The following is a 23,294-nucleotide window of genomic DNA, read 5'->3' as shown; positions in this document are numbered from 1 at the left end:
TTCGCCACCCCCAGATGAGCCCCGCCTAGGGGTACCTCCCGCCGACAGCCGGAGGAGTTCGAGGCGCGGGAGTCCGAGGCGGAGCCTCGGGGAACGGAGGAAGGGCGGGGCGGGGAGCAACCCCCTCACAGCGGACGTGGGGCGGGATCGGCCGGGCGGGTTACGCCGTTACGCTTCGCCACGCCTGCGGTAGCGCGGTGGCCACCTCCTGCGCCACCACCGGGGCCCCACCCGCCGCGAACCGCCCCGCGAGGCCGTGCAGGTACGCCGCCACGGCCCCCGCGTCCACCCCGCCGAGCCCCCCGGCGAGCAGCGCCCCCGCCAGCCCGGACAGCACGTCGCCGCTCCCGGCGGTGGCCAGCCACGGCGTGCCCGTCGGGTTCACCCGCACGGCCCCGCCCCCAGCGGGGGCGACCAGCGTCGTGGACCCCTTCAGCAGGACCGCCGCCCCGTACCGCCCCGCCAACTCCCGTACGGCGCCCAGCCGGCCCGCCTCCACCGCCTCCCGGGCCACCCCCAGCAGCGCCGCCGCCTCCCCCGCGTGCGGGGTCAGCAGGGTCGCGGCCCGGCGCGCCCGCACCGCCGCGGGGTCCAGCCCGCGCAGCCCGTCCGCGTCGACCAGCACCGGCACGTCCGCGTCCGCCAGGGCCCGCCCGACCTCCTCCGCACGCCCCGAGCCCAGCCCCGGCCCGACCACCCAGGCCTGCACCCGTCCCGGCCCGACCAGCACCTCGGGGAACCGCGCCAGCACGGCCTCCGCCGCCGGACCCACGTACCGCACCGCGCCCGCGCCGCCCCGCAGCGCCCCCGCCACGGCGAGCACCGCCGCGCCCGGGTACTGCTCCGATCCGGCGACGACCCCGACGACCCCGCGCCGGTACTTGTCGCTCGACGCCGTCGGCACCGGCAGCAGCCGGGCCACGTCGGCGTGTTGCAGCGCCTCCATCGCGACGGCGGAGTCCGGGAACTCCAGCCCGATGTCCACCAGCCGCACCGCCCCCACCCGCGAGGCCCCCGGGTCGGTCAGCAGCCCCGGCTTGTACGCCCCGAAGGTCACCGTCACATCGGCCCTCACCGCCGGCCCGGACACCTCCCCGGTATCGGCGTCCACCCCGCTCGGCAGGTCCACCGCGACCACGGGCACCCCGGCCGGGATCCGCTCCACCAGCTCCGCCGCGGCCGGCCGCAGCCCGCCCCGGCCGCCGATCCCGAGCAGCCCGTCCACGACCAGGTCGGCCCGCTCCGGCACCGCGGCCCCGACCCGTCCCCCGGCGGCCCTCAGCGCGGCCAGCCCGCCCGGGTGCATCCGATCGGGGTCCATCGCCACCGCCGTCACCCCCGCCCCGCGCCGGGCCAGCCGGGCGCCCGCGTACAGGGCGTCGCCGCCGTTGTCCCCGGGCCCGACCAGCAGCACCACCCGGGCCCCGTAGACCCGGCCCCGGCCCCCGGCCAGCAGCTCCGCGCACACGGCGGCCAGCCCGGCCGCGGCCCGCGCCATCAGGGCGCCCTCCGGCAGACGGGCCATCAACTCGCGCTCGGCGGCCCGCACGGTCTCCACGCTGTAAGCAGTACGCATACCACCAGCCTGCCGCACACGCCGGGCCTCAGCCCTCCGCGATCACCACCGCCGACGCGATCCCGGCGTCATGGCTCAGCGAGATGTGCCAGGACTTCACCCCGAGCGCCCGCGCCCGGGCCTCGACGGTGCCGGACACCCGCAGCCGCGGCTGCCCCGTGTCCTCGACGTACACCTCGGCGTCGGTCCACAACAGGCCCCCGGGCGCGCCCAGCGCCTTGGCCAGGGCCTCCTTGGCCGCGAACCGGGCGGCGAGCGAGGCGACTCCGCGCCGCTCGCCGCTCGGGAGCGTCAACTCGGAGTGGAGGAAGAGCCGCTCCGCCATCTGCGGCGTCCGCTCCAGCGCCGCGCCGAACCGGGCGATCTCGGCCACGTCAATCCCCACACCGACAATCACGGCAAAAACCCCAACTACTCGCTCACTCCACGGTCACCGACTTCGCGAGGTTACGCGGCTGGTCCACCTCGTTGCCGCGCGCGGTCGCCAGCTCGCACGCGAACACCTGGAGCGGGACCGTCGCCACCAGCGGCTGCAGCAGCGTCGGGGTGGCCGGAATCCGGATCAGGTGGTCGGCGTACGGCACGACCGCGTCGTCGCCCTCCTCGGCGATGACGATGGTCCGCGCCCCGCGCGCCCGGATCTCCTGGATGTTCGAGACGATCTTGTCGTGCAGGACGGAGCGGCCGCGCGGCGACGGGACGACGACCACGACCGGCAGGTCCTCCTCGATCAGCGCGATCGGCCCGTGCTTGAGCTCGCCCGCCGCGAAGCCCTCGGCGTGCATGTACGCCAGCTCCTTGAGCTTGAGCGCGCCCTCCAGCGCCACCGGGTATCCGACGTGCCGGCCGAGGAACAGCACGGTGTCCTTGTCGGCGAGCGAGCGCGCCAGGGCCCGGACCGGCTCCATCGTCTCCAGGACGCGGTCCACCGCCGCGGCGATGTCCGACAGTTCCCGGATCACCGCCTCGATCTCGTCGCCCCACTTCGTCCCGCGCACCTGGCCGAGGTACAGGGCGACGAGGTAGCAGGCCACCAGCTGCGTCAGGAACGCCTTGGTCGAGGCGACGGCCACCTCCGGCCCGGCGTGCGTGTACAGCACGGCGTCCGACTCGCGCGGGATGGTCGACCCGTTCGTATTGCAGACGGCCAGCACCCGGGCACCCTGTTCACGGGCGTGGCGCAACGCCATCAGGGTGTCCATGGTCTCGCCGGACTGCGAGATCGCGATCACCAGCGTCCGCTGGTCCAGGATGGGGTCGCGGTAGCGGAACTCGCTGGCCAGCTCGGTCTCGCACGGGATGCGGGTCCAGTGCTCGATGGCCAGCTTCGCGATCATGCCCGCGTGGTACGCCGTACCGCACGCCACGATCACGACCTTGTCGACCTCGCGGAGCACCGAGGCGGGGATGCGCACCTCGTCCAGGGTCAGCAGGCCGCTCGCGTCGATCCTGCCCAGGAGGGTGTCGGCGACAGCCTTCGGCTGCTCGGCGATCTCCTTGAGCATGAAGTAGTCATAACCCCCCTTCTCGGCCGCCGAGGCGTCCCAGTCCACGTGGTAGGCCCGAACCGACGCGGGCGAACCGTCGAAGCCGGTCACCGAGACCCCGTCGCGGCGGAGCTCGACGACCTGGTTCTGCCCCAGCTCGATCGCGGACCGGGTGTGGGCGATGAACGCGGCCACGTCCGAGGCGAGGAAGTTCTCACCTTCCCCAACGCCCACCACCAGCGGGGAGTTCCGGCGCGCCCCGACCACCACGTCCGGCTCGTCGGCGTGCACCGCGACCAGGGTGAACGCCCCTTCGAGCCGCCGGCACACCTGCCGCATCGCCTCCGCGAGCCCCGATCCCCCCAACCCTCCCGGCCCTGCCGGTCCCCCCGCCCGCCCGGCCTCCCGGGCCGCCTCGAAGTGCTCGGCCAGCAGGTGCGCGACGACCTCGGTGTCCGTCTCGGACTCCAGCCGGTGCCCGCGCTCGGCCAGTTCGGCGCGGAGAGCGGCGAAGTTCTCGATGATCCCGTTGTGGACGACCGCCACCCGGCCGGAGTTGTCCAGATGGGGATGGGCGTTGACGTCGGTGGGCCCGCCGTGGGTCGCCCACCGGGTGTGCCCGAGGCCCGTGGAGCCCGCGGGCAGCGGCTGCGCGACCAGCTCCTTCTCCAGGTTGACGAGTTTTCCGGCCTTCTTGGCGCTGACGAGCTTGCCGTCGGCGAGGACGGCGACCCCGGCCGAGTCGTAGCCGCGGTACTCCAGCCGCTTCAGTCCGGCGATGACCACATCGAGCGCCGACTGCGCTCCCACGTATCCCACAATTCCGCACATAGGGCGCAGGGTACGCCTGAGTCGGTCCGCTGTCGGGTACCCGAACAGGACGAAAACCCCGCCCCGGCGAATCCGCCGGCGCGGGGTTGACCCGCCCGGGCGACCCCCCGCCCTGGCGGGACGTCAGCCCAGCTTCCTGACCTGTGCCTCGATCGCGGGAGCCGCCAACTGCGCCTCGCCGGAGAGCCGGCTGGCGTGGAAGTTCACGAGGGTGGCGCCCTTGCGGACCACCATCAGCTCGGTCTGGTACGGCTCCCCGTCGCGCTCCGCCTCGACGGTGTAGGCCAGGGACTCGTCACCGCCGTACGCGGCGTGCGGGACGACCCGGGTCACGGTGAAGGACTCCCCGTTCACCGTCGCCGCGTACCCGCCCTCACAGGCCCGCCCGGCCGCCTGCACCTCGGCGAAGTGCCCGTGGGCGGCGTCCCCGGCGTACGAGCCGACGGTCACGACCGTCACCGTCGAGCTGGCGGCGTCCTGCGCGGCCGCCCGCTTCTGCCCCTCCGGCGCGTCGTCCGGCAGCGCCGACGCCACCGCGACGACCGAGGCCCGGGCCCAGCCGGTCCGCCCCGCCGGCAGGAAGCCGGAGACCGCACGGGCCAGCTCCCGGCACTCGGGCCGGTCCACGCTCGCCGCCGGGGCGCTGTCGTGCGCCTCCGGGGTCACCTTGTGGTCCAGGAGGTCCCCCTGGGCGACCAGCAGGCGCTCCGGGGCCGCCTGGAGCCTGCCCTGCTGCGGGGGAACGACGTGCTGCCCCTTGCGGGCCGGCCCGGCGGCCTGGTCGGAAACCGGCAGCTCGGCGGCCTGGACGTCCGCCTCCACCACGATCACGGCGGGCCGGCCCGCCCCGCATCCTGTGGCCAGCGCGGCCAGCGCCAGCCCCGAGACGGCTGTCGCGGCCGCGCGCCGCACGCGTCCGGGTCTCATCCGAGCCTCTCGTCCCCGCTCGCGTCCGCGGCGGCCAGTAGGCACAAGGAAACGGCGGACGCGGCCAGGACGCCGCGATGGACAGACGTGGTACCCACGTGAAAGCTCTCCCCCATGAAGCAAGATCACCGCGGGACGCCGGTCAACGTCGCGGTGACGAACAATGTACGACTTGCTCGATCACGTGACCGGTGTTAAGGGCACATCCGCGGGATCTTCCTGGTCACACCGGGAAATCGTGATCGGCACGAGACAGGACGGGCTTCCGATCGAGACCCGGTCGCGCTCCACCGCCCCACCTGGCCTTCCCGCCGCCCGGCACCGCCACGTGACCGACCCCACCACCCACGAGGGGCCCCGAGCCCCGACAATGGGCGGTGTGATCACATCGCCGACGCGCTGTACTCCGGAGCACGCAACGGAGCGTCCCGGTCCCCGCCGGGTGCCCGAGCCCTCGCCCTACGTCGACCTCACGCGGGCCGAGTGGAGCGCCCTGCGCGAGCGCACCCCCCTGCCGCTGACGGCGGAGGAGGTCGAGCGACTGCGCGGCCTCGGAGACGTCATCGACCTCGACGAGGTCCGGGACGTCTACCTGCCGCTCTCGCGCCTGCTCAACCTCTACGTCGGCGCCACCAGCAACCTGCGCGGCACCCTGAACACCTTCCTCGGCGACGCCGGCGGCAACGGCCACGGCGCCCAGCAGGGGACCCCGTTCGTCATAGGGGTGGCCGGCTCGGTCGCCGTCGGCAAGTCCACGGTGGCCCGTCTGCTCCAGGCCCTGCTGGCCCGCTGGCCCGAGCACCCGCGCGTCGAACGGGTCACCACGGACGGGTTCCTCTACCCGATGAAGGAGCTCCAGCGCCGCGGCCTGACCTCCCGCAAGGGCTTCCCCGAGTCCTACGACCGCCGCGCGCTCACCAAGTTCGTCGCCGACATCAAGGCCGGCAAGGACGAGGTCACCGCCCCGGTCTACTCGCACCTGATCTACGACATCGTCCCGGACGAGCGGCTCGTCGTGCGCCGCCCGGACATCCTCATCGTCGAGGGCCTGAACGTCCTCCAGCCGGCCCTCCCCGGCAAGGACGGCCGGACCCGGGTCGGCCTCGCCGACTACTTCGACTTCAGCGTGTACGTGGACGCCCGCCCCGAGGACATCGAGCGCTGGTACCTCAACCGCTTCCGGAAGCTGCGCGAGACCGCGTTCCAGAACCCGTTCTCCTACTTCCGCAAGTACACCCAGGTCTCGGAGGAGGAGGCCCTGGACTACGCGAAGACGATGTGGCGGACCATCAACAAGCCCAACCTGCTGGAGAACGTGGCCCCCACGCGCGGCCGCGCCACCCTCGTCGTCCGCAAGGGCCCCGACCACAAGGTCACGAAGCTGAGCCTGCGCAAGCTCTGAAAGCCCGCGACGGCCGCTGCGGGGCACCCCCGCAGCGGCCGTCGCGGACGCAGGTCCAGCCGCAGGCCTAGCCCAGCGCCGACTTCACCACGTCGGCGAGCCGCCCGGCGACCGCGCGGGCCTGCTCGATGTCGGCGGCCTCCACCATCACCCGTACGAGCGGCTCGGTGCCCGAGGGGCGCAGCAGCACCCGTCCGGTGGAACCGAGCTCGCGCTCGGCCTCGGTGACCGCGCTGGCCAGCTCGGCGGAGGTGGAGACGCGGGACTTGTCGACGTCCTTGACGTTGATCAGGACCTGCGGGAGCCGGGTCATGACCCCGGCGAGGTCGGCCAGGGAGCGGCCGGTGGCGGCGACCCGGGCGGCCAGCATGAGGCCGGTGAGGGTGCCGTCGCCGGTGGTGGCGTGGTCGAGGATGATCACGTGGCCGGACTGCTCGCCACCCAGGGCGTAGCCGTGCTCCTTCATCGACTCCAGGACGTACCGGTCGCCGACGGCGGTCTGGACGAGCTGGACGCCCTCGGCCTCCATGGCCAGCTTGAAGCCCAGGTTCGACATGACGGTGGCGACGACGGTGTTCTCGCGCAGCTGTCCGGCCTCGCGCATGGCGAGGGCGAGCACGGCGAGGATCTGGTCGCCGTCGATCTCGTTGCCGTCGGCGTCCACCGCGAGGCAGCGGTCGGCGTCCCCGTCGTGGGCGATGCCCAGGGCCGCCCCGTGCTCGACGACGGCGCTCTTGAGCAGGTCGAGGTGGGTGGAGCCGCAGCCGTCGTTGATGTTCAGGCCGTCGGGCTCGGCACCGATGGTGACGATCTCGGCGCCGGCCCGGGTGAAGGCCTCGGGGGAGACGCGGGCGGCCGCTCCGTGGGCCTCGTCCAGGACGATCTTCAGGCCGTCGAGGCGGTTGGGCAGGACGCCGATCAGGTGGGCGACGTACTTGTCGAAGCCCTCGTCGTAGTCCGAGACCCGGCCGACGCCGGCGCCGGTGGGCCGGGCCCAGGGGGCGCCGGTGCGGTGCTCCTCGTAGACGGCCTCGATCTTGTCCTCCAGCTCGTCGGCGAGCTTGTGGCCGCCGCGCGCGAAGAACTTGATGCCGTTGTCGGGCATGGCGTTGTGGCTCGCGGAGAGCATCACGCCGAGGTCGGCGCCCAGCGCACCGGTGAGATACGCCACCGCCGGGGTGGGCAGCACACCGACGCGCAGGACGTCCACGCCGGCGCTGGCGAGGCCGGCGACGACCGCGGCCTCCAGGAACTCGCCCGAGGCGCGGGGATCGCGGCCGACCACCGCCGTGGGGCGGTGGCCCGCGAAGGTGCCCGCCTCGGCCAGTACGTGTGCGGCCGCCACGGAGAGGCCGAGCGCGAGCTCAGCCGTCAGATCCGCGTTGGCGACGCCTCGCACACCGTCCGTCCCGAAGAGTCGTCCCACTGTTGTCCTCCCGAGTTCACGCTTCGCTTGGTGCCCGCTAGTGACAGGTGTTTGCCGTTTTTGGCGGTAAACGAACCGCCCCGGCAGCACAGAGAGTGCTGCCGGGGCGGTTTCGTTGCTGAACAGCAGGCGCAGATTAACGCTTGCTGTACTGCGGAGCCTTACGGGCCTTCTTGAGACCGGCCTTCTTGCGCTCGACCGCACGGTCGTCGCGGGAGAGGAAGCCGGCCTTCTTCAGCGCCGGGCGGTTGTTGTCCACGTCCGCCTCGTTCAGCGCGCGGGCCACGCCGAGGCGCAGGGCGCCGGCCTGACCGGAGACGCCGCCACCCGAGATGCGGGCGATGACGTCGTAGCGGCCGTCAAGCTCGAGGAGCTTGAAGGGCTCGTTGACTTCCTGCTGGTGCACCTTGTTGGGGAAGTAGTCCTCAAGGGTGCGACCGTTGATCTTCCACTTGCCGGTGCCCGGAACGATCCGGACGCGGGCGATGGCGTTCTTGCGACGGCCCAGGCCGGCGGCCGGCTGGGGGTCACCGAAGCGACCGGCAAGGGACTCGGAGGTGTAGTCGCCCTCGACGACGACGTCCGACTCGGTGGTGTACTCCTCGACGCCCTCGAACTCGTCGACGGGGGTCTCGGCGGTGGTCTCGGCCACGATGCTCCTCAGAATTCTCTGTGTTTAGGGGGTGGCCGGAACTACTGCGCGACCTGGGTGATCTCGAACGGCACCGGCTGCTGGGCAGCGTGCGGGTGCTGGTCGCCCGAGTAGACCTTCAGCTTCGAGAGCATCTGACGGCCCAGGGAGTTCTTGGGGAGCATGCCCTTGACGGCCTTCTCGACGGCCTTCTCCGGGTTGTTCGCCAGCAGGTCGTCGTAGCGCACGGAGCGCAGACCGCCCGGGAAACCGGAGTGGCGGTAGGCCATCTTCTGGGAGGCCTTGTTGCCGGACAGGTGAACCTTGTCGGCGTTGATGACGATGACGAAGTCGCCCATGTCCATGTGGGGGGCGTAAGTCGGCTTGTGCTTGCCCTTCAGGAGGGCAGCGGCCTGGGTCGCCAGACGGCCGAGGACAACGTCCTGGGCGTCGATGACGAGCCACTGGCGCGAGATGTCGCCGGGCTTGGGGCTGAACGTACGCACGCGTATGCCTTCGCTTCTTCAGTGGTGGGTCATCCCATAGGGCACGAGCCCCGCGGGAAGGGTCCTGACAGGGTCACCACGGACGATCACGACAGCCCTCGTTCACATCGGGGACGCACCCGAGTGAAAACCGCTGGTCATCGGTCCGGTGGACCGGCGTAAGGCCCTTTCACGTGAGAATGAGAAAGCCCATACGCATAACAAACCAGCAGGATACCCAAGCAGACCCGTATGGGTCAAAACGCGGTCCGCGATGCCGATGCTGCTGACGTCGCGGCGCACTCCGGTTCGGTCCTGGGTGGGGACCCCGCAGTTGTTACGGGCTCCAGGATAACCCGAACGGAACGGGTGGCACGACGCGCCAGCAGACACGCGAGCCCGCACAGGGTCGCCGCGTCCTTGAACGCACGCCGCTTGTGGGCCAGCTCCGACGGCCACGGAACCAGCGCCAGCTGAGGGGTCAGGGCCAGCCAGAACCAGGGCGAGCGGGGCATCGAGCCCGGCCGCACCCCCGAGGCCAGCAGCAGCGGCAGCACCACCAGGAGGTAGTGGTCGAAGGAGGGACGGGACACCAGGAATGCGGCGAGCATCACCATGCAGGCCGTTTCCGCCAGCCGCAGCTCTCCCCCGTCCGGCTCGGCGGAGCCGGGCCGCCGCCACCGCCGCCAGGCACCCCACAGCCCGGCGCCGGCCCCCGCGAAGGCCACCGCCACCGCCACCGGCTGCGGCACCCCCAGCCGCGGCAGCACCGCGATCGGCGAGGCGTCCCAGGGCAGCGCGTACGCGTCCTGCCCCTGGAACAGGAACGGCAGCGTCTTGGTGAAGAACAGCGTCGGGCTCGGCATCAGCAGCGCCCCCGCCACCGACAGCCCCAGCGGCACCGCCACCGCCACCGCCAGCCCCCGCCACCGCCGGGCCAGCACGAAGACCAGCCCGGCCGGCACCAGCATCGGCTTGCAGGCGATCGCCAGACCCACCACCAGCCCCGCCGCCGCCCACGACCTGCGGTGCGCCAGCAGCAGCGCCACCGGCAGGGCGGCCGCGGAGACCGCCGTCCAGTTCCCGATCAGCACCAGGTTCAGGTACGGCTTGTACACCAGCCCCAGCAGCCCCAGCCCGCCGACCGCGAACCGCGAGCACAGCGGTACGGAGAACAGCCGCAGCGCCGCCCACCAGCCGACGCCGACCAGCCCCGAGATCCCCGCCGGAAGCAGCCAGCGCAGCACCCCCGTGGGCACCAGCGCCTCCGGCACCGCCATGAGCACCGCACTCGGCGGGTACAGGAAGCGCCGGTCCTCGTACGGGGAGACCCCCGCCAGCAGGGCGTCCGCGGCCTTGACCACGAACGCGTTGTCCGAGCCCCAGTTCTCCCGCAGGCTCGTCGACACCGAGACGGCCAGCAGCACCACCAGTGCCACCGCCCGCCAGGACCGCGGCGCCGGTCGGAGCAGCCAGACGACCAGCCGGTCCCCCGTGACCGGCCGGCCACTCCGCGTCAGCCAGATGCGCATGAGCCAGATGCTAGGCCGCAACCCCACCACGCCTCCCCCTCGACCCGCGCGGGGGAGGTCCGTCCCCTAGCGCTTGCGCTCGACCCTACGTTCGTCCCAGACGGGCTCCTGAGTCTCCCGGACAACACCGTCTGAACCGAAGACCAAGTAACGGTCAAACGTGCGCGCGAACCAACGGTCGTGCGTCACGCACAGCACGGTGCCCTCGTACGACTCCAGACCGTCCTGCAGGGCCTCCGCCGACTCCAGGTCGAGGTTGTCGGTGGGCTCGTCCAGCAGCAGCGCCGTGGTCCCCGCCAGCTCCAGCAGCAGGATCTGGAACCGCGCCTGCTGGCCGCCCGACAGCCGCTCGAACGGCTGCTCCGCCTGCCGGTCCAGCTCGTAGCGGCGCAGCGCCCCCATCGCCTGGCCCAGCGGCTTGGCCGCCTCCGTCCACAGGATGTCGACGAGCGTGCGGCCGAACAGTTCCGGGTGGGCGTGGGTCTGCGCGAAATGGCCGGGAACCACCCGTGCGCCCAGCTTCCAGTCACCCGTGTGCTTGACGTCCTCACCCGCCAGCAGCCGCAGGAAGTGCGACTTGCCGGAACCGTTCGAGCCGAGGACCGCGACGCGCTCCCCGTAGAAGACCTCCAGCGAGAACGGCTTCATCAGCCCGGTCAGCTCCAGGTTCTCCACGGTCAGCGCGCGCACGCCCGTCCGGCCGCCCTTGAGCCGCATCGTGATGTCCTGCTCCCGCGGCGGCTCCGGCGGCGGGCCGGCCTCCTCGAACTTCTGGAAGCGGGTCTGCATCGCCCGGTAGCGGGAGGCCATGTCGGGGCTGCTCGCCGCCTGGTTGCGCAGCCGCAGCACCAGGGCCTTCAGCCGGGCATGCTCCTCGTCCCAGCGCCGCTTGAGCTCCTCGAAGCGGGCGAAGCGCTCCTTGCGTGCCTCGTGGTACGTGCCGAAGCCCGCGCCGTGCACCCAGACGTCGGAGCCCATCGGGCTCGCCTCCAGGCTGATGATCTTCTCTGCGGCCTGGGTCAGCAGCTCCCGGTCGTGGGAGACGAACAGGACCGTCTTGCGGGTGGCCCGCAGCTGCTCCTCCAGCCACCGCTTGCCCGGGACGTCGAGGTAGTTGTCCGGCTCGTCCAGCAGCAGCACCTCGTCCGGGCCGCGCAGCAGCGCCTCCAGGACGAGCCGCTTCTGCTCGCCGCCGGAGAGCGTGCGCACCTGCCGGAACTGGGCCTGGTCGTACGGGATGGCCAGCGCGGCCATCGTGCAGACGTCCCAGAGCGTCTCCGCCTCGTAGCCCTGGACGTCGGCCCAGTCGCTGAGCGCCTGGGCGTAGGCCATCTGCGCGGCCTCGTCGTCCACGGTGAGGATCAGCTCCTCGGCCCGGTCCACGGCCTTCGCCGCGTCCCGGATCCGCGGCTGGGACACCGAGACCAGCAGGTCCCGTACGGTCGACTCGTCCCGCACCGAGCCCACGAACTGGGACATCACACCGAGGCCGCCGCTGATCGTGACCCCGCCGCCGTGCGGCTGGAGCTCACCGGAGATCAGCTTCAGCAGGGTGGTCTTGCCGGCGCCGTTGGCCCCCACGAGGGCCACCACCGCCCCCTCCCCCACGCGGAAGGAGACGTCGGGGAGCAGTACCCGTCCGTCGGGCAGGTAGTACTCCAGATGGCTGGCTTCGAGATGTCCCATGCCGGGCATTCTCCAGGTCCGGCGGGGCCGGGCCCAAACCGTCTAGCAGCAGCCCTTGCCCGGCAGGGTGCGCATGTTCCGCGCCTCCTTGCTGCGGGCGGCCAGCAGCTCGTCGGCGGGGTAGCCGACCTCCTCCAGGGTCAGCCCGTGCGGCTTGACCACGTGCACGGAGGAATCCCGTACCGCCGCGGCCAGGACCTGCCCGGGCCACTCGACGGGCCGGTGGCCGTCGCCGACGTGCAGCAGGGCGCCGACCAGGGAGCGGACCATGTTGTGGCAGAAGGCGTCGGCCCGGACGGTCGCGGTGACGATCCCGTCCTCGCCCCGCACCCAGCTCAGCTCCTGGAGGGTGCGGATGGTCGTGGCGCCCTCGCGCTTCTTGCAGTAGGCGGCGAAGTCGTGCTCGCCGAGCAGCGCGCGGGAGGCCTCGTTCATGGCGTCCACGTCCAGCGGCCACTGGTGCCACAGCACGTGCCCGCGGCGCAGCGGGTCGACCCCGCCCTGGTGGTCGCCGACGCGGTACGCGTAGCGGCGCCAGATCGCGGAGAACCGGGCGTTGAACCCCTGGGGGGCCTCGGCGACCTTCCACACCCGGATGTCGTGCGGCAGCCGGCCGGCGAGGCGGCGCAGCAGCAAGGCGCGGTGCTCGGCCCACACCTCGTCGGCGATGTCGAACTGCGCGACCTGCCCGCGGGCGTGCACGCCGGCGTCGGTGCGCCCGGCGACGGTCAGCTCGACCGGCTCGGGCAGCCGCATCACGGTCTTCAGGGCCGACTCCAGCTCGCCCTGGACGGTCCGCAGCGTGCGCTGCTTCGCCCAGCCGGAGAAGTCCTTGCCGTCGTAGGACAGGTCCAGCCGTACCCGGACGTGCCCGGGCTCCACCTCGTCACTCACGTGACAGATCCTCTCAGACGCACAGAAATGCAGAACGGGCCCGCCCCGGGAAGGGGCGGGCCCGTTCAGAGCCGATCAAGCAAGCTCGATCCCGAAGCGGGATCAGGCCTCCTTGGTCTCCTCGACAGCCTCGGTCTCGGCAGCCTCGGACTTGGCCTCGGCCTCCTTGACCGCACGCTTGGTGGCGGCCTCGGCCTCGCCGGTGGCCTGCTGGGCGACCGTGAGGGCCTCGACCAGCTCGATCACGGCCATCGGGGCGTTGTCGCCACGACGGTTGCCGATCTTGGTGATGCGCGTGTAACCACCGGGGCGGTTCTCGTAGCGCGGGGCGATCTCGGTGAACAGCGTGTGCACGATGCTCTTGTCCGTGATCGTCTGCAGCACCAGGCGACGGTTGTGGATGTCGCCCTTCTTGGCCTTGGTGACCAGACGCTCGGCGTAGGGACGCAGGCGGCGGGCCTTGGCCTCGGTGGTGGTGATGCGGCCGTGCTCGAAGAGCGCCTTCGCGAGGTTCGCGAGAAGGTGCTTCTCGTGCGCGGCGGAGCCGCCCAGACGGGCACCCTTAGCGGGACGCGGCATGGTGTTACTCCTTCATATCTGCACCGGCCGTGTCAGGTACCGGTGTCAGTTCCCCCGGGGCGGACGCCCCGGGAAAGTTTTCTCTTAGTACTGCTCGGTCTCGACGAAACCGGCGTCCGCGTCGTCGTCGGCGCCGAAGGCGTCGGCGGCGGCGGTCGGGTCGAATCCGGGCGGGCTGTCCTTGAGGGCCAGGCCCATGCCGGCGAGCTTCGCCTTGACCTCGTCGATCGACTTCGCACCGAAGTTGCGGATGTCGAGCAGGTCGGCCTCGGAGCGGGCGACGAGCTCACCCACGGAGTGGATGCCCTCGCGCTTGAGGCAGTTGTACGACCGAACGGTGAGCTCCAGCTCCTCGATCGGCAGCGCCAGGTCGGCGGCCAGGGCGGCGTCCGTCGGGGACGGGCCCATGTCGATGCCCTCGGCGTCGATGTTGAGCTCGCGGGCCAGACCGAACAGCTCGACCAGGGTCTTGCCGGCGGACGCCATGGCGTCGCGCGGGCGCATGGCCTGCTTGGTCTCGACGTCGACGATCAGCTTGTCGAAGTCGGTGCGCTGCTCGACTCGGGTCGCCTCGACCTTGTAGGTGACCTTCAGGACCGGCGAGTAGATCGAGTCGACCGGGATACGGCCGATCTCCTGGCCCGCCTGCTTGTTCTGGACGGCGGAGACGTAGCCGCGACCGCGCTCGACGGTCAGCTCCATCTCCAGCTTGCCCTTGCCGTTGAGCGTGGCGAGGACCAGGTCCGGGTTGTGCACCTCGACACCGGCCGGGGGCGCGATGTCGGCAGCGGTGACCAGGCCGGGACCCTGCTTGCGCAGGTACATCACGACCGGCTCGTCGTGCTCCGAGGAGACGACCAGCTGCTTGATGTTGAGGATGATGTCCGTGACGTCTTCCTTGACGCCCGGCACGGTGGTGAACTCGTGCAGGACGCCGTCCACGCGGATGCTGGTGACAGCGGCACCCGGGATGGAGGACAGGAGGGTACGGCGCAGGGAGTTGCCGAGGGTGTAGCCGAAGCCCGGCTCCAGCGGCTCGATCACGAACCGCGAGCGGTACTCGTCGACGACCTCTTCGGTCAGCGAAGGACGCTGAGCGATAAGCATGTCTGTTCCTTCAGTCGTGGACGCCCACTATTTGACGCCCGACGGGTGCGGCCCGGGGGCCGCGGACTTACAAGGGTACGGGCGGTACGTCCCCCGCAGGGGGCGCACCGCCCGGACACTCAAGAACGCACAGGTGCGTCCGCTGCGTCAGACGCGGCGGCGCTTCGGCGGGCGGCAGCCGTTGTGCGGGGTGGGGGTGACGTCCTGGATCGAACCCACCTCGAGGCCGGTGGCCTGGAGGGAGCGGATCGCGGTCTCACGGCCGGAGCCGGGACCCTTGACGAAGACGTCGACCTTGCGCATGCCGTGCTCCTGCGCGCGGCGGGCGGCCGACTCGGCGGCCATCTGCGCGGCGAAGGGGGTGGACTTGCGCGAGCCCTTGAAGCCGACGTGGCCGGCGGAGGCCCAGGAGATCACGTTGCCGGACGGGTCCGTGATCGAGACGATCGTGTTGTTGAACGTGCTCTTGATGTGGGCGTGCCCGTGAGCGACGTTCTTCTTTTCCTTGCGGCGCACCTTCTTGGCAGCGCCCTGACGACCCTTGGGGGGCATCTCTTACTCCTACGGGAGGTGGTCGGTCCTACAGCGCAAGACCGCTGAACAGGACTACTTCTTGCCCGGCTTCTTCTTGCCGGCGATCGCGCGACGCGGGCCCTTGCGGGTACGTGCGTTCGTGCTGGTGCGCTGACCGTGCACCGGCAGGCCACGACGGTGGCGGATGCCCTGGTAGCACTGGATCTCGATCTTGCGGCGGATGTCGCCCTGGATCTCGCGGCGGAGGTCACCCTCGGTACGGAGGTTGGCGTCCACGTACTCGCGGATCTTGACGAGGTCCTCTTCGGCCAGGTCACGAACGCGGGTGTTCGGGTTCACGCCGGTAGCGGCGAGGATCTCCTTGGACCGGGTGCGCCCGATACCGAAGACGTAGGTGAGTGCGATCTCCACGCGCTTTTCGCGCGGGATGTCGACACCGGAAACGCGTGCCATGCAATGGCTCCTGTGTGTTCGGGGGTCTTCCGCAGAACCGATCCCGACCGCCGACCACCGGGATGGGTGGTGGTACGTCCGGGTCCCCGGCCCCCGCCGGAGGTACCGCCGGCCCCTCGCAGGGCTGGGCGGGTTCTGCGTATGTACGTTTTGTTACGTCGCGCGAAGAACTGCGTAAGGCAGGTCGGTCGGCGTGCGTCAGCCCTGGCGCTGCTTGTGGCGCAGGTTGTCGCAGATGACCATGACCCGGCCGTGACGGCGGATCACCTTGCACTTGTCGCAGATCTTCTTGACGCTCGGCTTGACCTTCATGTGGGTGAGGTTCTCCGGGTCAGTGCCACCACCCGCGCCGGAGCGGGGTGCGGGGGCAAGATCTACTTGTATCGGTAGACGATCCGGCCACGCGTCAGGTCGTAAGGAGACAGCTCCACAACGACCCGGTCATCGGGAAGGATGCGGATGTAGTGCATACGCATCTTCCCGCTGATGTGCGCGAGGACCTTGTGACCGTTCTGGAGTTCCACCTTGAACATGGCGTTCGGGAGGGACTCGATCACGGTGCCCTCGATCTCGATGGCACCTTGCTTCTTGGCCACGCTTCGCCTTTCGAATCGGCTACCTTGATCGGCCCACGGACATGTAAATGCACGCAAGCCGACGAGTCAGTCTACGTCAGGGCACCCAGAAAGACGAATCCGGAAAGTTTGCCCCAGAGTCTAGATCATTAACCGGCGGCTACCCGAGGGGGTCCGGCGCCGTGGTGACGCCGTACTCCGCGAGCTTCGCCTTGCCGCAGTCCGGGCTGGTCAGGACGATGGGGCCGGCCTCCGTGAGGGCGACGGAGTGCTCCCAGTGCGAGGACCAGGTGCCGTCCGTGGTGATGACCGTCCAGTCGTCGGCCAGTACCTCCGTCTGGGCGGTGCCCAGGGACACCATCGGCTCGATCGCCAGGCAGAGGCCGGGGACCAGCTTGACGCCCTTGCCCCGCTTGCGCGAGACGTAGTTCAGCAGGTGGGGGTCCATGTGCATCTCGGTGCCGATGCCGTGGCCGCCGTAGTCCTCGATGATCCCGAACTTGCCGAGGCTGTGCTCGCCGGTCGACGGGCGGGGCTGGCGCTTGATGTAACCCTCGATCGCCTTCGAGATGTCCACGAGGCGGTTGCCCGTCTTCATGGCCGCGATACCGGCCCACATGGACTCCTCGGTCACCCGGGACAGCTCGACCAGCTCCGGAGCGTGACCGGTGCCCACGAAGGCCGTGTAGGCCGCGTCCCCGTGCCAGCCGTCCACGATGGCGCCGGCGTCGATGGAGATGATGTCGCCGTCCTTGAGGACCGTCTTGTCGTCCGGGATGCCGTGGACGACGACCTCGTTCACCGAGGTGCAGATGGTCGCGGGGAAGCCGCCGTAGCCGAGGAAGTTCGACTTCGCCCCGGCGTCCGCGATGACCTTGCGGGCCACCATGTCCAGGTCCCGCGTCGTGGCGCCCGGCACCGCCGCCTCACGGGTCGCCGCGTGGATCGCGGCGACGACCAGCCCTGCCTCGCGCATCTTCGCGATCTGCTCGGGGGTCTTCAGCTGAACCATGAAACGGCCTTCCACCTTCGAAAAACGGGGTCTTCCCAACAGTACGGCCGCGATGCCCGGAGGACATCGCGGCCGTACTGTCGGTCACGTACAGGAGTGACTACTTCTTCAGGGCGTCCATCGCCCGCTTGGTGATCTCGTGCACCTCGCCGAGGGCGGAGATGGTCACCAGCAGACCCTGGGCCTTGTAGTAGTCGATGATCGGCTCGGTCTGCGTGTGGTAGACGTCCAGCCGGTTGCGGACCGTGGCCTCGGAGTCGTCGTCGCGCTGGTACAGCTCGCCGCCGCACTGGTCGCAGACGCCCTCGGTCTTCGGAGCCGCGTAGATCACGTGGAACACGTGCGCGGAGTCCTGGCGGCAGATCCGCCGGCCGGCGATGCGCTTGACGACCTCGGCCCCGTCGACCTCCAGGTCGAGGACGGCGTCGAGCTTCATGCCCGCCCCGGACAGCATCGCGTCGAGCGCCTCGGCCTGGGCCACGTTGCGCGGGAAGCCGTCGAGCAGGAAACCGCCCGCGGCGTCCGGCTGCTCCATGCGGTCCTTGGCCATGCCGATGGTGATCTCGTCGGGAACGAGCTCACCGCGGTCCATGAACGCCTTGGCGCGGACACCCAGCTCAGTGCCCTGGCTGATGTTGGCGCGGAAGAGGTCGCCCGTGGAGATGTGCGGGATCGACAGGTTCTTGGCGAGGAACGCGGCCTGCGTTCCCTTGCCCGCCCCGGGGGGTCCGACGAGGACGATTCGCATCAGCGGAGGAACCCTTCGTAGTTGCGCTGCTGGAGCTGGCTCTCGATCTGCTTCACGGTTTCCAGACCCACACCCACGATGATCAGGATGCTCGTCCCGCCGAACGGGAAGTTCTGGTTCGCTCCGAAGCCGGCCAACGCCATTGTCGGCACTAGAGCGATGAGACCCAGGTACAGCGACCCCGGCCAGGTGATCCGGTTGAGTACGTAGCTCAGGTACTCAGCGGTAGGCCGGCCGGCGCGGATGCCCGGGATGAACCCACCATACTTCTTCATGTTGTCGGCAACTTCCTCGGGGTTGAACGAGATCGCCACGTAGAAGAACGCGAAGAAGACGATCAGGAGGAAGTAGGCGGCGATGTAGTACGGGTGGTCGCCCTTGACGAAGTGCTTCTGGATCCAGGTCGCCCAGCCCGCGGTCGAACCGCTGAACTGCACGATCAAGGCCGGGATGTACAGCAGCGACGAGGCGAAGATGACCGGGATGACACCGGCCTGGTTCACCTTGAGCGGGATGTAGGTGGACGTGCCCCCGTAGGCACGGCGGCCGATCATGCGCTTCGCGTACTGGACGGGGATCCTGCGCTGGGCCTGCTCGACGAAGACCACCAGGGCCACCATCGCGAGGCCGACCAGGATGACGACCGCGAACTCGACCCAGCCACCAGCGATCTTGCCCTGGAGCTTGATCGTCCACAGGGCGGAGACGAAGCCGGCCGCGATCGAGATGAACATCAGGATCGACATGCCGTTGCCGATGCCGCGGTCGGTGATCAGCTCACCGAGCCACATGACGATGCAGGTACCGGCGGTCATGGTGACCACCATGGTGATGGTGGTGAAGATCGAGCGGTCCGGGACGATCTCGCGAGCGACCGGGCAGCTCCCGAACAGGGCGCCGGTGCGCGCGGTGGCGACCAGGCCGGTGCCCTGGAGGATCGCGAGCGCGACCGTCAGATAGCGCGTGTACTGAGTGATCTTCGAGGTGCCGGCCTGTCCCTCTTTCTTGAGGTTCTCCAGCTTCGGAATGACCACGGTCAGCAGCTGCAGGATGATGCTCGCGGTGATGTACGGCATGATGCCGAGCGCGAAGATCGTGATCTGCAGCAGCGCACCGCCGCTGAACATGTTGACCAGACCGAAGAGGCTGTTGCTGCTCCCCATCTGGTCCACACAGATCTGAACGTTCTTGTAGCTCACGCCGGGTACCGGGATGTGGGACCCGAGCCGATACAGCACGATGATGCCGAGCGTGAAGAGCAGCTTCTTGCGCAGGTCGGGCGTCTTGAACGCCCGGGCGAACGCGGTGAGCACGGTGCCTCCTGCGACCCCCGCGCTACTGCGTCAGAGGTGACGGTCTGAGGATCGACGAATACGTACAAGCAAAGGTGCAGGCCACCTTACCGGCGACTGCGCCCCCCGTGGAACGACCAACCGGGGATGCCCCATATGTGAGGCATCCCCGGTCGGGTTTTACTCGCTATTTGTCACAAAGTTCGTCTTAGACGAGCTCGGTGACGGTGCCGCCGGCGGCGGCAATCTTCTCCTTGGCGGAGGCGGAGACGGCGTCAACCGCAACCGTCAGCGCCACGGAGATCTCGCCCTGGCCCAGGACCTTGACGAGGCTGTTCTTGCGAACCGCGCCCTTGGCGACCAGGTCGGCCACCGTGACCTCTCCGCCCTCGGGGTAGAGGGCACCGAGCTTGTCCAGGTTGACAACCTGGAACTCGGTGCGGAACGGGTTCTTGAAGCCCTTCAGCTTCGGCAGGCGCATGTGGAGGGGCATCTGCCCGCCCTCGAAGCGCTGCGGAACCTGGTAGCGGGCCTTCGTACCCTTCGTACCACGACCAGCCGTCTTACCCTTCGACGCCTCACCGCGACCCACACGGGTCTTCGCGGTCTTGGCACCGGGGGCGGGACGGAGGTTGTGGGCCTTCAGCGGGCTGTTCTCAGCCATGATTAGTCAACCTCCTCAACCGTCACGAGGTGGCGGACGGTGTGCACCATTCCGCGGAACTCGGGGCGGTCCTCCTTGACGACCACGTCGTTCAGGCGCTTGAGCCCGAGCGAACGCAGGGTGTCGCGGTGGTTCTGCTTGCTGCCGATGTACGACTTCGTCTGCGTGATCTTGAGGCGGGCCATCAGACACCCGCCCCTGCACGCGCACGGAGCAGAGCCGCGGGAGCGACGTCCTCGAGCGGCAGACCACGGCGAGCCGCGATCTCCTCGGGACGCTGCAGGCCCTTGAGGGCCTCCACGGTCGCGTGCACGATGTTGATCGCGTTGTCGGAGCCGAGCGACTTCGACAGGATGTCGTGAACGCCGGCGCACTCCAGAACGGCGCGCACCGGGCCACCGGCGATAACACCGGTACCGGGGGAAGCAGGCTTCAGCAGGACAACGCCGGCCGCCTTCTCGCCCTGGATCGGGTGCGGGATGGTGCCCTGGATGCGGGGAACCTTGAAGAAGTTCTTCTTGGCTTCCTCGACGCCCTTGGCGATGGCCGCGGGAACTTCCTTGGCCTTGCCGTAACCGACACCTACGGTGCCGTCACCGTCACCCACCACGACGAGCGCGGTGAAGCTGAAGCGACGACCACCCTTGACAACCTTGGCGACGCGGTTGATCGCGACAACGCGCTCAACGTAAGCGGTCTTCTCGGCGGCAGCGCCACCGTCGCGACCCTTCCGGTCCCGCCGCTCGCCGCCACCGGCACCGCTGCCGCGGCGCTGGGGTCCAGCCATTGGATTACCTCTCTCTGTTACGTCCGTTAGTCCCGGAACCGGGGCTTAGAACTTCAGCCCGGCTTCGCGGGCGGCGTCAGCCAGAGCGGCAATGCGCCCGGCGTACCTGTTGCCACCACGGTCGAACACGACGGCCTCGACACCAGCGGCCTTGGCGCGCTCGGCGACCAGGGCGCCGACCTGCTTGGCCTGCGCGGACTTGTCGCCCTCGCTGCCACGGACCGACGCGTCCAGGTGGGACGCCGACGCCAGGGTGTGACCCTTGAGGTCGTCGATCACCTGAGCGGTGATACCGCGGTTCGAACGCGTCACGACGAGGCGCGGACGCTCCGCCGTACCCGACATGTTCTTGCGGATGCGGATGTGGCGGCGCGCCTTCGCAGCGCGCTTGTAAGCGTCGCCCTTGGCGATCTTCACACCGTATGCCATGGCTTTACTTACCAGCCTTTCCGACCTTGCGGCGGATGACCTCGCCGGCGTACTTGACGCCCTTGGCCTTGTACGGGTCGGGCTTCCGCAGCTTGCGGATGTTCGCCGCGACCTCGCCGACCTTCTGCTTGTCGATGCCCTCGACCGAGAACTTGGTCGGAGACTCGACCTTGAAGGAGATGCCCTCGGGCGCCTCCACCAGGATCGGGTGGCTGTAGCCGAGCTGGAACTCCAGGTCGGAGCCCTTCGCGGCAACGCGGTAACCGACACCGCTGATCTCGAGCGCCTTGGTGTATCCCGTGGTCACACCGGTGATCATGTTGGCCACCAGCGTGCGGGACAGGCCGTGGAGGGCCTTGTTCTGACGCTCGTCGTTCGGACGGGTGACGTTCAGAACGCCGTCCTCGCCCTTAACGATCTCGATGGGGGCGGCGACGGTGTGCGTCAGGGAGCCCTTGGAGCCCTTGACGGTGACCGTGCGGCCATCGATGGTGACGTCCACGCCGGCGGGAACCGGGATGGGGAGCTTGCCGATACGAGACATAGCTTTTCCTCCGTTCCCGACTACCAGACGTAGGCGAGGACTTCCCCACCCACGCCCTTCTTCTGCGCCTGCTGGCCGGTCAGGAGACCGTGGGACGTGGAGATGATCGCCACGCCCAGGCCGCCGAGGACCTTCGGCAGGTTGGTGGACTTCGCGTACACGCGCAGACCCGGCTTCGAGATCCGCTTGATGCCGGCGATCGAGCGCTCGCGGTTCGGACCGAACTTCAGCTCGAGGACGAGGTTCTTACCAACCTCGGCGTCCTCGACCTTCCAGCCGGTGATGAAACCCTCCTGCTTGAGGATTTCCGCGATGTGCGACTTGATCTTGCTGTGCGGCATCACGACCTGGTCGTGGTACGCCGAGTTTGCGTTACGCAGACGAGTCAGCATGTCTGCGATCGGGTCAGTCATGGTCATGAATCGGCCTTCGGCCTCTCTCGCCGGGGTTTCCTGTATGCGCCATCCCTCTCCCCACACAGGGGCGGGACGGGTGCGGCGCGGGGACCTACGGCGTAGTAAGTCGACGGGCGGCGGACGCCCAACCCCACTAGCCTACGGCATGGGGGAGGGGCCTCCGCCGGCCCAGATGCTTACCGAGAGCTTCTGGAAACCTCAACACCCAAAGGGTGAAGGGATTTACCAGGAGCTCTTGGTCACGCCCGGCAGCTCGCCACGGTGAGCCATCTCACGAAGGCACACGCGGCACAGGCCGAACTTGCGGTACACGGAGTGGGGGCGACCGCAGCGCTGGCAGCGGGTGTACGCACGCACACCGAACTTGGGCTTGCGGGCAGCCTTCGCGATGAGAGCCTTCTTCGCCATCTCGCTTACGCCTCCTTGAACGGGAAGCCGAGGTGACGGAGGAGCGCGCGGCCCTCAGCGTCGTTGGTCGCCGTGGTCACCACGGTGATGTCCATACCCCGGACGCGGTCGATCTTGTCCTGGTCGATCTCGTGGAACATGACCTGCTCCGTGAGACCGAAGGTGTAGTTGCCACGGCCGTCGAACTGCTTCGGCGACAGGCCGCGGAAGTCGCGGATGCGCGGCAGCGCGAGCGACAGGGTGCGGTCCAGGAACTCCCACATGCGGTCGCCACGGAGGGTGACGTGCGCACCGATCGGCTGGCCCTCACGCAGCTTGAACTGCGCGATGGACTTGCGGGCCTTGGTGACGGCCGGCTTCTGACCGGTGATCGTGGTGAGGTCGCGGATGGCGCCGTCGATCAGCTTCGAGTCACGGGCGGCGTCGCCGACACCCATGTTCACGACGATCTTGACGAGGCCGGGAATCTGCATGACGTTCTCGTAGGAGAACTCTTCACGCATCTTGCCCGCGATCTCCTCGCGGTACTTCGTCTTCAGACGCGGAGTGGTAGCCATCAGATGTCCTCACCCGTGCGCTTGGCAACACGGATCTTGTTGCCCTCGTCGTCGAAGCGGTAACCGACGCGGGTGACGACCTTCTTGCCGTCCTTCTCCACGACCAGCTGGACGTTGGAAACGTGGACGGGGGCCTCGGTGATCACGATGCCGCCGGCCTGGTTCTGCCCGGCCTTGGTGTGCTTCTTGACCCGGTTGACACCCTCGACCAGGACGCGGTTCTCGCTGGGCATGGCCGCGATGACCTTGCCCTGCTTGCCCTTGTCCTTACCGGTGATGACCTGGACCAGGTCGCCCTTCTTGATCTTCATG

At 69.5% G+C, this 23,294-nt stretch carries 29 protein-coding genes; 1 reads left to right on the top strand and 28 read right to left on the bottom strand.

The window, feature by feature from the left end; translation table 11 throughout:
• Positions 1 to 160: 160 nt before the first annotated feature.
• The 4 genes from B4U46_RS21430 to B4U46_RS21415 form a co-directional block, all read right to left on the bottom strand.
• Positions 161 to 1,576, bottom strand: a complete 1,416-nt coding sequence (locus tag B4U46_RS21430; protein WP_079429317.1) for an NAD(P)H-hydrate dehydratase — start codon at positions 1,574 to 1,576, stop codon at positions 161 to 163.
• 28 nt (positions 1,577 to 1,604) lie between these two features.
• On the bottom strand, positions 1,605 to 1,973 hold the full coding sequence (locus tag B4U46_RS21425) for a holo-ACP synthase (RefSeq protein WP_079429316.1): 369 nt from the start codon (positions 1,971 to 1,973) through the stop codon (positions 1,605 to 1,607).
• A 22-nt stretch (positions 1,974 to 1,995) separates the two neighbouring features.
• The gene (gene glmS / locus B4U46_RS21420; protein WP_079429315.1) at positions 1,996 to 3,894 is read right to left on the bottom strand and encodes a glutamine--fructose-6-phosphate transaminase (isomerizing); all 1,899 of its coding nucleotides are present in this window, start codon (positions 3,892 to 3,894) and stop codon (positions 1,996 to 1,998) included.
• A gap of 123 nt (positions 3,895 to 4,017) precedes the next feature.
• Positions 4,018 to 4,821 carry a hypothetical protein gene (locus B4U46_RS21415; protein ID WP_123995444.1) on the bottom strand — a complete coding sequence of 268 codons (804 nt, stop codon included), beginning with the start codon at positions 4,819 to 4,821 and terminating at the stop codon, positions 4,018 to 4,020.
• A gap of 379 nt (positions 4,822 to 5,200) precedes the next feature.
• Between B4U46_RS21415 and coaA the strand changes: the two genes are divergently transcribed.
• Positions 5,201 to 6,223, top strand: coding sequence for a type I pantothenate kinase (coaA, locus tag B4U46_RS21410; protein WP_079431903.1), 1,023 nt, complete (start codon positions 5,201 to 5,203; stop codon positions 6,221 to 6,223).
• 67 nt (positions 6,224 to 6,290) lie between these two features.
• On the opposite strand, the gene glmM is transcribed toward coaA, so the two are convergent.
• From glmM to rplX, 24 genes are all read right to left on the bottom strand, one after another.
• Positions 6,291 to 7,649, bottom strand: a complete 1,359-nt coding sequence (gene glmM / locus B4U46_RS21405; RefSeq protein WP_079429313.1) for a phosphoglucosamine mutase — start codon at positions 7,647 to 7,649, stop codon at positions 6,291 to 6,293.
• A gap of 136 nt (positions 7,650 to 7,785) precedes the next feature.
• Positions 7,786 to 8,301 carry a 30S ribosomal protein S9 gene (gene rpsI / locus B4U46_RS21400; protein ID WP_045945298.1) on the bottom strand — a complete coding sequence of 172 codons (516 nt, stop codon included), beginning with the start codon at positions 8,299 to 8,301 and terminating at the stop codon, positions 7,786 to 7,788.
• Between the two features lie 41 nt (positions 8,302 to 8,342).
• A complete protein-coding gene (gene rplM / locus B4U46_RS21395; RefSeq protein ID WP_079429312.1) occupies positions 8,343 to 8,786 on the bottom strand; it encodes a 50S ribosomal protein L13 in 444 nt (147 codons plus the stop codon).
• Between the two features lie 236 nt (positions 8,787 to 9,022).
• On the bottom strand, positions 9,023 to 10,297 hold the full coding sequence (locus B4U46_RS21390; RefSeq protein ID WP_079429311.1) for a glycosyltransferase family 87 protein: 1,275 nt from the start codon (positions 10,295 to 10,297) through the stop codon (positions 9,023 to 9,025).
• 66 nt (positions 10,298 to 10,363) lie between these two features.
• Positions 10,364 to 11,983: an ATP-binding cassette domain-containing protein gene (locus tag B4U46_RS21385; protein WP_079429310.1), complete on the bottom strand. Its 1,620-nt coding sequence runs from the start codon at positions 11,981 to 11,983 to the stop codon at positions 10,364 to 10,366.
• 42 nt (positions 11,984 to 12,025) lie between these two features.
• The gene (gene truA, locus B4U46_RS21380) at positions 12,026 to 12,877 is read right to left on the bottom strand and encodes a tRNA pseudouridine(38-40) synthase TruA (protein ID WP_079429309.1); all 852 of its coding nucleotides are present in this window, start codon (positions 12,875 to 12,877) and stop codon (positions 12,026 to 12,028) included.
• 102 nt (positions 12,878 to 12,979) lie between these two features.
• Complete coding sequence (gene rplQ, locus B4U46_RS21375) at positions 12,980 to 13,456, bottom strand: 50S ribosomal protein L17 (protein WP_042812344.1); 477 nt, start codon at positions 13,454 to 13,456, stop codon at positions 12,980 to 12,982.
• Between the two features lie 84 nt (positions 13,457 to 13,540).
• Entirely contained in the window at positions 13,541 to 14,563 is a 1,023-nt protein-coding gene (locus B4U46_RS21370) for a DNA-directed RNA polymerase subunit alpha (RefSeq protein WP_045945292.1), read from the bottom strand.
• A 147-nt stretch (positions 14,564 to 14,710) separates the two neighbouring features.
• Positions 14,711 to 15,115 carry a 30S ribosomal protein S11 gene (gene rpsK / locus B4U46_RS21365; protein WP_003956432.1) on the bottom strand — a complete coding sequence of 135 codons (405 nt, stop codon included), beginning with the start codon at positions 15,113 to 15,115 and terminating at the stop codon, positions 14,711 to 14,713.
• Positions 15,116 to 15,169: 54 nt separating this feature from the next.
• Positions 15,170 to 15,550, bottom strand: a complete 381-nt coding sequence (rpsM, locus tag B4U46_RS21360; protein WP_079429308.1) for a 30S ribosomal protein S13 — start codon at positions 15,548 to 15,550, stop codon at positions 15,170 to 15,172.
• A 198-nt stretch (positions 15,551 to 15,748) separates the two neighbouring features.
• Positions 15,749 to 15,862, bottom strand: coding sequence for a 50S ribosomal protein L36 (gene rpmJ, locus B4U46_RS21355; RefSeq protein ID WP_003956441.1), 114 nt, complete (start codon positions 15,860 to 15,862; stop codon positions 15,749 to 15,751).
• A 62-nt stretch (positions 15,863 to 15,924) separates the two neighbouring features.
• Complete coding sequence (gene infA, locus B4U46_RS21350) at positions 15,925 to 16,146, bottom strand: translation initiation factor IF-1 (protein WP_003956442.1); 222 nt, start codon at positions 16,144 to 16,146, stop codon at positions 15,925 to 15,927.
• Positions 16,147 to 16,285: 139 nt separating this feature from the next.
• Positions 16,286 to 17,137, bottom strand: a complete 852-nt coding sequence (gene map, locus B4U46_RS21345; RefSeq protein WP_079429307.1) for a type I methionyl aminopeptidase — start codon at positions 17,135 to 17,137, stop codon at positions 16,286 to 16,288.
• A gap of 100 nt (positions 17,138 to 17,237) precedes the next feature.
• The gene (locus tag B4U46_RS21340; RefSeq protein ID WP_079429306.1) at positions 17,238 to 17,885 is read right to left on the bottom strand and encodes an adenylate kinase; all 648 of its coding nucleotides are present in this window, start codon (positions 17,883 to 17,885) and stop codon (positions 17,238 to 17,240) included.
• Positions 17,885 to 19,198 (bottom strand): preprotein translocase subunit SecY, encoded by a 1,314-nt coding sequence (secY, locus tag B4U46_RS21335; RefSeq protein ID WP_079429305.1) that lies wholly within the window; start codon positions 19,196 to 19,198, stop codon positions 17,885 to 17,887. The genes B4U46_RS21340 and secY overlap by 1 nt, the downstream gene beginning before the upstream one ends.
• A 187-nt stretch (positions 19,199 to 19,385) precedes the next feature.
• Positions 19,386 to 19,841 (bottom strand): 50S ribosomal protein L15, encoded by a 456-nt coding sequence (rplO, locus tag B4U46_RS21330; RefSeq protein WP_079429304.1) that lies wholly within the window; start codon positions 19,839 to 19,841, stop codon positions 19,386 to 19,388.
• Between the two features lie 2 nt (positions 19,842 to 19,843).
• On the bottom strand, positions 19,844 to 20,026 hold the full coding sequence (gene rpmD / locus B4U46_RS21325) for a 50S ribosomal protein L30 (protein ID WP_005313525.1): 183 nt from the start codon (positions 20,024 to 20,026) through the stop codon (positions 19,844 to 19,846).
• Complete coding sequence (gene rpsE, locus B4U46_RS21320) at positions 20,026 to 20,628, bottom strand: 30S ribosomal protein S5 (protein ID WP_007265914.1); 603 nt, start codon at positions 20,626 to 20,628, stop codon at positions 20,026 to 20,028. Before rpsE ends, rpmD begins: the two co-directional genes overlap by 1 nt.
• Before the next feature lie 45 nt (positions 20,629 to 20,673).
• A complete protein-coding gene (gene rplR, locus B4U46_RS21315; RefSeq protein ID WP_079429303.1) occupies positions 20,674 to 21,057 on the bottom strand; it encodes a 50S ribosomal protein L18 in 384 nt (127 codons plus the stop codon).
• 4 nt (positions 21,058 to 21,061) lie between these two features.
• Positions 21,062 to 21,601, bottom strand: a complete 540-nt coding sequence (gene rplF, locus B4U46_RS21310) for a 50S ribosomal protein L6 (RefSeq protein WP_042812337.1) — start codon at positions 21,599 to 21,601, stop codon at positions 21,062 to 21,064.
• A gap of 20 nt (positions 21,602 to 21,621) precedes the next feature.
• Positions 21,622 to 22,020, bottom strand: a complete 399-nt coding sequence (rpsH, locus tag B4U46_RS21305) for a 30S ribosomal protein S8 (RefSeq protein ID WP_079429302.1) — start codon at positions 22,018 to 22,020, stop codon at positions 21,622 to 21,624.
• 219 nt (positions 22,021 to 22,239) lie between these two features.
• Positions 22,240 to 22,425: a type Z 30S ribosomal protein S14 gene (locus tag B4U46_RS21295; RefSeq protein ID WP_003956452.1), complete on the bottom strand. Its 186-nt coding sequence runs from the start codon at positions 22,423 to 22,425 to the stop codon at positions 22,240 to 22,242.
• A gap of 5 nt (positions 22,426 to 22,430) precedes the next feature.
• Positions 22,431 to 22,982 carry a 50S ribosomal protein L5 gene (gene rplE / locus B4U46_RS21290; RefSeq protein WP_042812334.1) on the bottom strand — a complete coding sequence of 184 codons (552 nt, stop codon included), beginning with the start codon at positions 22,980 to 22,982 and terminating at the stop codon, positions 22,431 to 22,433.
• Positions 22,982 to 23,293, bottom strand: coding sequence for a 50S ribosomal protein L24 (rplX, locus tag B4U46_RS21285; RefSeq protein WP_079429301.1), 312 nt, complete (start codon positions 23,291 to 23,293; stop codon positions 22,982 to 22,984). Before rplX ends, rplE begins: the two co-directional genes overlap by 1 nt.
• Position 23,294: the final 1 nt, after the last annotated feature.

It is taken from the genome of Streptomyces katrae (assembly GCF_002028425.1).
In the GTDB taxonomy this organism is placed as follows: domain Bacteria; phylum Actinomycetota; class Actinomycetes; order Streptomycetales; family Streptomycetaceae; genus Streptomyces; species Streptomyces katrae_A.
This window is presented reverse-complemented; position numbering and strand designations above follow the sequence as displayed.